The organism is Streptomyces sp. NPDC058469, assembly GCF_042721125.1.
Classification (GTDB): Bacteria; Actinomycetota; Actinomycetes; order Streptomycetales; family Streptomycetaceae; genus Streptomyces.
Window position 1 is genome coordinate 21,695 of sequence record NZ_JBHXME010000147.1, and the last position, 6,135, is coordinate 27,829.

Here is a 6,135-nt window from a genome sequence, read left to right on the forward strand (position 1 = left end):
CCCTCACAGATTCGAACAAGTCCACTCAAGCAGCAACATCATCAATGGCTCGGGCCTGCGAGGCAACGCCTGTGGACAACTCATGGCCTGTGGAATCGATGTCGTATCGTCGAGAACGTGCCCGCCGGTGAGCCGCGTCGTCGGGCCGAGTGGGAGGAGTCCTCGTGACGCAGCAGATTCCGTCGACCGAGCCGGAGTTGTCCGGAGTGCGCAATTTCCGGGACGTGGGCGGACTTCCGACGGTGGACGGACGGCGGGTGCGGCACGGGGTGCTGTTCCGCAGCGGCCACCTCGCGCACGCGACCGAGGAGGACGCCGCGTTCCTCGACTCGCTGGGCCTGCACACGATCTTCGACTTCCGCAACGCGTCGGACCAGAAGCTGGAGGGCCCCGACGTCGAGCTGCCCGGCGTGCGCAATGTGAATCTGCCGCTGACCGACCCGGCGGACGGCTCCGAGTTCTGGAAGATGGTCCGCGACGGCGAGATGGAGCAGCTGCGCGAGATTCTCGGCGGCAGCAAGGGCGCGGACCGGATGATCGTGTCGTACCGCACGATCGTCACGGAGCGCACAGCCGAGCACTCCCAGGTGCTGCACGCGCTCGCGGAGGACAGTGTCCCCGCACTGATGCACTGCGCGGCGGGCAAGGACCGCGCGGGCCTGTCGATAGCCGTGACGCTCCTCGCCCTGGGCGTGGAGCGCGAGGCGATCGTGACCGACTACCTGGAGTCGAACGCGAAGCACCGCCGCTACAAGGTGCGCCGCAGCAGTTCCTCCGCCGCGGCCTACTCCCCCGAAGTGATGGAACTCCTCAGTCCCCTCTTCGACGCCCGCGCCGAGTATCTGACGGCGGCCTTCGAGACCGTCGAGGAGACCTGGGGCGGTGTGGACGCCTATCTGGAGCGGGGGCTGGGGATCACCCCGGAGATCCGGGAGCGGCTGCGCGAGCGCCTGCTCGACTGAACCGACTCAACCGGCCGCCGCGGCGGGCTACTTGGCGCCCACGGAGAACAGCAGGTAGATGAAGGCCGCGAACAGGTGGCCGGCGGCGATGTAGATGATGAGCCGTACCCACAGGGCGCGCGGGAACTTGTCCTCGATGTTGTTGCCGCTCATGGCGTCTCTCCGGTGATCGGGCCCAGGCACAGGGTGGCCGTGGGGCTCTGCAGCAGGGTGTGGACGAACAGGACCTCGACGCCGTCCTCGTCGGCGGCGGCGAGGCGGTGCGGGGTGAGCGAGTCGAAGTGCGCGCTGTCGCCCGGCGCCAGGATGTGCGCGGTGTCGCCGAGGCGCAGGCGCAGCCGGCCCGTGAGGACGTAGAGCCACTCCTCGCCGGGGTGCACCCGCACGATGTCGCCCTGGGAGCCGTGCGGGATGCGTACACGCAGCGACTGCATCCCGCGGCCGGGGGCGCCGGCCTGCCAGTAGGTCCAGCCGCCCGCCCGGGTCGGTTCCATGTCGGCGGCGCGTACGACGGCGTCCCGGTCGGTGACCGTCTCGCCGAGCAGATCCGAGACTGTCGTACCGTAGATGCGGGCGAGCGCGAGCAGCATCGGCAGCGAGGGCTGGCGCAGCCCGGTCTCCAGACGCGAGAGATGGGCGGGCGAGAGCCCGGCCGAGCGGGCGGCGACCTCCAGGGTGAGGGAGGCGCGGCGGCGCAGGGCGCGGAGCTGTGGTGCGACGGTGGCCGGCAGGTCTTCGACCGGCCCGGCCGACGGTTCCGGCTCGGTCTCGGGAGAGCTCATGCTCTCCATTCAGCCGCAGGCTTGCCCCCGAGGCAAATCTCTTGCCTCGGGGGCAAAAACCTGCGGCGCCCACCCACGACGTCAAGCAGAAACCCCTACCGGTTGGCCACCCCTACCGGTTCGCCACCGCCTGCTTCACGAGCGTCTTGCTGAAGTCCCACATCAGCCCGCCGCCGCTGTGCGCGTCGTCCATCACAGCGGTGAAGGCGTCCACGAACCGGTCCACCTCACGCTCGCCGATGATCAGCGGCGGGATGAGCTTGATGACCTCCAGGTGGTCGCCGGAGACCTGGGTGAGGATCCGGTGCCGCTGGAGCAGCGGTACAACCACCATCTGCGCGAACAGGCCCTTGCGCGCGGCCTGCAGCATGGTCCAACGGCTGCGCAGCTTCAGCGACTTGGGCCTGCCGAACTCGATGCCGATCATCAGGCCCCGGCCGCGGACGTCGGCGAGCAGCTCGTACTTGTCGACCAGCGCGGCGAGCCGGTTCTTCAACTGGTCCCCGGTGGCACGGGCGTTGGCGACGACCTGCTCGTTCTCCATGACGGACAGGACGGCTAGGCCGGCGGCCATGGCCTGCGCGTTGGATCCGAAGCTCGCCGAGTGGACCAGCACCCGGTCCATGGACGAGTAGACCTTCTTGAAGATCCAGTCCTTGCCGAGGGTCGCGCCGACCGGCACATAGCCGCCGGACAACGCCTTGGCCACACACACCAGGTCCGGCTCCACGCCCTCCTCGTGCTGGTAGGCGTAGAAGTCACCGGTCCGACCGAGACCCGTCTGCACCTCGTCCGCGATGAGCAACGCCTTGTGCTGGTGCAGGAGTTCCTGCGCGGCGCGCAGATAGCCGGGCGGGGCCTCGTGGACGCCCTTGCCCTGGATCGGCTCGACGACGAGGGCGGCCACGTCGCCCTTCTTCAACTCCCGTGCCAGGGCGTCGAGATCGCCGAGCGGCACGGCTGTGTCGGGCAGCAGCGGGGCGAAGCCGTCCCGGAAGCCGTCCTCGCCGTTGACCGAGAGCGAGCCGGTGGTCAGACCGTGGAAGGCGTGGTCGCAGTACAGGACGCGCGGCTTCCCGGTGGCGTAGCGGGCGAACTTGAGCGCGGTCTCGACCGCCTCGGTACCGCTGTTGCCGAAGAACACCCGGTCCAGGTGCGGGCTGTGGGTGAGCAGCTTCTCGGCGAGCAGGCCGGGCAGCGGCTGACAGTCGAAGCGGGTGAGGTCGGCGAGCTGGGCGTCGAGGACGTCGTGCAGCGCCTTGCGGACGACGGGGTGGTTGCGGCCCAGCCCCATCACCCCGAACCCGGCGAGCATGTCGAGGTAGTCGTTGCCGTCCGCGTCCCAGAAGTAGGCGCCCTCGCCCCGCTCGTAGACCTTGTCGAAGCCGATGGTGTGCAGCATGCGCGGGAGCTGGTGGTTCAAGTACTTGGCGTGCAGCTCGTAACGCTCGGCTCCGCGCTCGGCCAGCAGCGCGGTGAGGTCGAACTCCTTGGTCATTCGGGTTTCTCCTTGGCTGTGCCGTCGGTCGTGTCCTTGACCGCCAGGCTTGCGCTGATCCGTCCGGCGACCTCGACGGGTGTGAGGCCGATGTCGGCGAGCACCTCGCCGCGTTTGGCGTGCGCGAGGAACTGCTCCGGGATGCCGAACCGCCGTACGGGTACGTCGACTTCGGCGTCTCCAAGGGCCAGCGCCACCGCGGCGCCGACGCCGGAGGCGCGGCTGTTGTCCTCGACGACGGCGACGAGGCGGTGTTCGGCGGCGAGGCCCGGGAGCGCCGGGTCGACGGGTTTCACCCAACGGGGGTCCACGACCGTGCAGTTGATGCCGCGCGCTTCGAGGAGTTCGGCGGCCTGGAGGCAGACGGGCGCCATCACCCCCACCGCGACGAGCAGCACCTCGGGGGTCTCAGCGCCTCGGTGCAGGACGTCGAGGCCGCCCACGCGGTCGATCGCCGGGATCTCCGGTCCGACCGACTCCTTCGGGAAGCGGACCAGCGTCGGCGCGTCGTCGACGGCGACCGCCTCCCGTAGCTGGGCCCGGAGTTGGTCGGCGTCACGCGGCGCGGCGATGCGCAGGCCCGGCACCACTTGGAGGATGGACATGTCCCACATGCCGTTGTGCGAGGCCCCGTCGACACCGGTGACGCCCGCCCGGTCGAGGACGAAGGTCACCCCGCAGCGGTGCAACGCCACGTCCATGAGGAGTTGGTCGAAGGCCCGGTTGAGGAAGGTGGCGTAGACGGCGACAACGGGATGCAACCCGCCGGTCGCCAGGCCCGCCGCCGACACCGCCGCGTGCTGCTCGGCGATGCCGACGTCCCACACCCGGTCCGGGAACTTCGCGGCGAACTTGCCGAGACCGACCGGGTGCAGCATCGCCGCCGTGATCGCCACGACGTCGTCCCGTTCCTCCCCGATGCGCAGGATCTCGTCGCCGAACACACTGGTCCAGGAAGGGCCGTTGGAGGGCACGAGGGGTGCGCAGGTGAGCGGGTCCATCACGCCGACGGTGTGGAAGTGGTCCTCCTCGTGGGCGAGGGCGGGTTCGTAGCCGCGGCCCTTCTCCGTGAGGCAGTGGACGAGGACTGGGCCATGGAAGCGTTTCGCGCGGCGCAGCGCGGACTCGACGGCGCCGATGTCGTGTCCGTCGATCGGGCCGACGTACTTGAGGCCCAGGTCCTCGAACATGCCCTGCGGGGCGAACGCGTCCTTGAAGCCCTTCTTCGCGCCGTGCAGCGACTCGTAGACGGTGTTGCCGATGACCGGGGTGCGCAGCAGGACGTCCTTGCCCCAGGCGAGGACCTTCTCGTAGCTGTCGGTCGTGCGCAGGGTCGCCAGGTGGTTGGCGAGCCCGCCGATGGTGGGCGAGTAGGACCGTTCGTTGTCGTTGACGACGATGATCAGCGGCCGGTCCTTGGCGGCCGCGATGTTGTTCAGCGCCTCCCAGGCCATGCCGCCGGTGAGCGCGCCGTCGCCGATGACCGCGACGACATGGCCCTTCTCGCCCTGCACCTGGCGGGCCTTGGCGAGGCCGTCGGCCCAGCCGAGCGCGGTGGAGGCGTGGCTGTTCTCGATGACGTCGTGCTCGGACTCCTCGCGCGAGGGGTAGCCGGACAGGCCGCCCTTGCTGCGCAGCTTCGAGAAGTCCTGACGGCCCGTCAGGAGCTTGTGCACATAGCTCTGGTGGCCGGTGTCCCACAGGATGCGGTCAGTTGGTGACTCGAAGACCCGGTGGAGCGCGATGGTCAGTTCCACCACGCCCAGGTTGGGCCCGAGGTGTCCGCCGGTCCTGGCCACCGCGTGGACCAGGAACTCCCTTATCTCTTCGGACAGTTCGCCGAGTTCCGCCTCGGACAGCGACTTCAGGTCGCGTGGTTGCCGGATGCTCTCCAGGATCGTCACGTCGGGCCCCCTTCGGTCCGTGCTGTTTCAGCTCACGGTGACGGCCGGCTCCCCCGCCGCGACGCCGTCCTGCTCCATCTGTTCGGCGATCTTCATCGCCTCCTCGATGAGGGTCTCCACGATCTTCGACTCGGGCACGGTCTTGACGACCTCGCCCTTGACGAAGATCTGGCCCTTGCCGTTGCCGGAGGCGACGCCGAGGTCCGCCTCCCGCGCCTCGCCGGGTCCGTTGACGACGCAGCCCATGACCGCGACGCGCAACGGGACCTCCATGCCTTCCAGGCCCGCCGTGACCTCGTCGGCGAGCTTGTAGACGTCCACCTGGGCACGCCCGCAGGACGGGCACGACACGATCTCCAGGCGGCGGGGCTTGAGGTTCAGCGACTCCAGGATCTGAAGGCCGACCTTGACCTCTTCCACCGGCGGGGCCGACAGCGACACCCGGATCGTGTCGCCGATGCCCTCGCTGAGCAGCGCCCCGAAGGCGACCGCCGACTTGATCGTGCCCTGGAAGGCGGGACCGGCCTCGGTAACCCCGAGGTGCAGCGGATAGTCGCTCTGCGCGGCCAGCTGCCGGTAGGCGTTGACCATGATGACGGGGTCGTTGTGCTTCACCGAGATCTTGATGTCGCGGAAGCCGTGCTCCTCGAAGAGGGACGCCTCCCACAGGGCCGACTCGACGAGCGCCTCGGGCGTCGCCTTGCCGTACTTCTGGAGCAGACGCCGGTCCAGGGAACCGGCGTTGACCCCGATCCGGATCGGCGTGCCGTGGTCCTTGGCGGCCCGCGCGATCTCCTTGACCTTGTCGTCGAACTGCTTGATGTTGCCGGGATTGACGCGAACCGCCGCGCAGCCGGCCTCAATTGCGGCGAAGACGTACTTGGGCTGGAAGTGGATGTCCGCGATCACCGGGATCTGCGACTTGCGGGCGATGGTCGCCAGCGCGTCCGCGTCGTCCTGCGTGGGGGCGGAACGACGGGCATCAAAGG

Annotated in this window: 6 protein-coding genes; 1 reads left to right on the forward strand and 5 read right to left on the reverse strand. The window is 69.2% G+C overall.

Going from position 1 to position 6,135, the window contains the following annotated elements:
• The first annotated feature begins 164 nt into the window (after positions 1–164).
• Complete coding sequence (locus tag ACFWP5_RS40925; RefSeq protein WP_384169091.1) at positions 165–962, forward strand: tyrosine-protein phosphatase; 798 nt, start codon at positions 165–167, stop codon at positions 960–962.
• A gap of 27 nt (positions 963–989) precedes the next feature.
• Here the strand turns inward: ACFWP5_RS40925 and ACFWP5_RS40930 are convergent, their stop codons facing one another.
• From ACFWP5_RS40930 to ispG, 5 genes are all read right to left on the reverse strand, one after another.
• Entirely contained in the window at positions 990–1,115 is a 126-nt protein-coding gene (locus ACFWP5_RS40930) for a DUF6126 family protein (protein ID WP_384169094.1), read from the reverse strand.
• Complete coding sequence (locus ACFWP5_RS40935) at positions 1,112–1,744, reverse strand: helix-turn-helix domain-containing protein (RefSeq protein WP_384169097.1); 633 nt, start codon at positions 1,742–1,744, stop codon at positions 1,112–1,114. Before ACFWP5_RS40935 ends, ACFWP5_RS40930 begins: the two co-directional genes overlap by 4 nt.
• A 112-nt stretch (positions 1,745–1,856) precedes the next feature.
• A complete protein-coding gene (locus ACFWP5_RS40940) occupies positions 1,857–3,242 on the reverse strand; it encodes an aspartate aminotransferase family protein (protein WP_384169100.1) in 1,386 nt (461 codons plus the stop codon).
• Entirely contained in the window at positions 3,239–5,146 is a 1,908-nt protein-coding gene (dxs, locus tag ACFWP5_RS40945) for a 1-deoxy-D-xylulose-5-phosphate synthase (RefSeq protein WP_384169103.1), read from the reverse strand. The genes ACFWP5_RS40940 and dxs overlap by 4 nt, the downstream gene beginning before the upstream one ends.
• Before the next feature lie 27 nt (positions 5,147–5,173).
• Positions 5,174–6,135: flavodoxin-dependent (E)-4-hydroxy-3-methylbut-2-enyl-diphosphate synthase (gene ispG, locus ACFWP5_RS40950; protein ID WP_384169106.1), on the reverse strand; the 962-nt coding region annotated here is incomplete at its 5' end.